This window comes from Kineococcus vitellinus (assembly GCF_009906315.1).
In the GTDB taxonomy this organism is placed as follows: domain Bacteria; phylum Actinomycetota; class Actinomycetes; order Actinomycetales; family Kineococcaceae; genus Kineococcus; species Kineococcus vitellinus.
Window position 1 is genome coordinate 1 of record NZ_JAAALL010000534.1, and the last position, 1,510, is coordinate 1,510.

The following is a 1,510-nucleotide window of genomic DNA, read 5'->3' on the forward strand; positions in this document are numbered from 1 at the left end:
GGGTGGGTGAGGGCGGCCGCGGCAGGAACTCGGAGAACGCGGCGACGTCGCCGAAGCGGTGCAGCAGGGTCCACGCCAGCAGCCGGCGGCTCAGGTCCTCGTCGAGGTGGGTCGCGTCGCAGCCGTAGCCGATCAGCGCCTCCCGCAGGACGGTGGGGTCGCCTCCGGCCATGAACACGGCGATCGCGACGAGTTCGTACTCGTGCTGACCGCGCATCGCCGGTTCGAAGTCGCACAGACCGGACAGGGACCACCGCCCGCTCGCGTCGAGCGCCGCGAGCAGGTTGGCGGGCATGACCTCGGTGTGCAGCAGCACCCGCGGCCCGGGGGAGAGCGGAGTCCGGTCGAGGAAGTCGTCGACCTGCTCCAGCCACGGCTGCGGGAGCCCCCGGCGGTGGTGGCGTTCGACGGCGGTGGCCCGCTGCTCGCGCACGAAGGCCGCCCAGTCCTGCGGCCACCAGTCCTCGACGGCCGGTGGGGTCACCTGGTGCAGCGCCCGGGACAGGGCGCCGGCCTGCGCGGCCACCCGGCGACGGTCCTCGCGGGTCAGGTCTTCCCACACCGAGGACAGGTCCCGTCCGGGCAGGCGGTCCATGAGCACGTAGCGCCAGTCGTCGTGGATCCCGTCGGCATGCACCGCGGGGGTGGGGACGGGCAGCCGTCCGGTCACCGCCCTCAGCGCCGCGGCTTCCACGGAGGCCGCGGCGGCGTGCGGGGGCGGGAAGAGCTTGAGGACGAGGTGGCCGTCGGTGTAGACGGGCAGCGACCCGTTCGGGAACCGCCGCAGCCGTCCGGTGCGCAGACCCAGGTCCCCGGCCAGGGCGTCGACGCCGGGGCGCAGGGCGCTCTCGTCGCCGACGACGCCGTGCGCGGCGTCCTCGGTCGCGGCGGCGGGCAGTCGCCCCGGTCGGGTCACGGCCCCGAGCCTGTCGGGCGGTGCGCCACCCCCACCACGGGTTTTCCGCCGGGCGGGGGCGCGCCCGGGCACCGGCGGAGTCAGCCGGTGCGGGCGGGCCTGGCCGCGTAGCCCGGCAGGTCCCCGGCGAGGGTGAGCAGCCCGTGCTCCTCCAGCTGCCGGCCGCACCCGGCGATGCTGACGCCGACATCGCCCAGGTCCGCCGCGACCACCCAGTGCTCGCCGCCCGGGTGCCGGTAGCGGTGCGCGGGCACCACCCGGGCGTCCACGCGCACCGCTACCGGTTCCCACGCCGCGCCGGTGCCCAGCGTGGCGGGCAGCCGCCGCAGCTGCTCGTCCTGGATCCCCGGCAACCCCAGCAGCGCGTCGAGGACCGCTTCCCGCACCGGGCTCCACCCGCCGGCGGGGTCCGCGGCACGGGTGGTGGTGCGCACGCCGGGGAGGTGCGGGTCCAGGGCGCCGTGGGCCAGGGTGATGGTGGTGACCGGGCCGTCCGGCGGGTTCCACAGCGCCACCCCGCGCGGACCGGTGAAGGTGGCGTCCAGGCCCAGCACCCGGAAGGGCAGCGGCAGCGGCGGCGCCCAGATCCAGGGC

1 protein-coding gene and 1 pseudogene are annotated in these 1,510 nt (G+C 76.9%); both read right to left on the reverse strand.

Annotated features, from left to right (window positions below; genetic code table 11):
- Positions 1 to 916 (reverse strand): phosphotransferase (locus GTQ99_RS23160; protein ID WP_166618006.1); only part of this gene is annotated, 916 nt, incomplete at its 3' end.
- Positions 917 to 996: 80 nt separating this feature from the next.
- A pseudogene (locus GTQ99_RS23165) lies at positions 997 to 1,510 on the reverse strand (hypothetical protein); the annotation flags it as partial.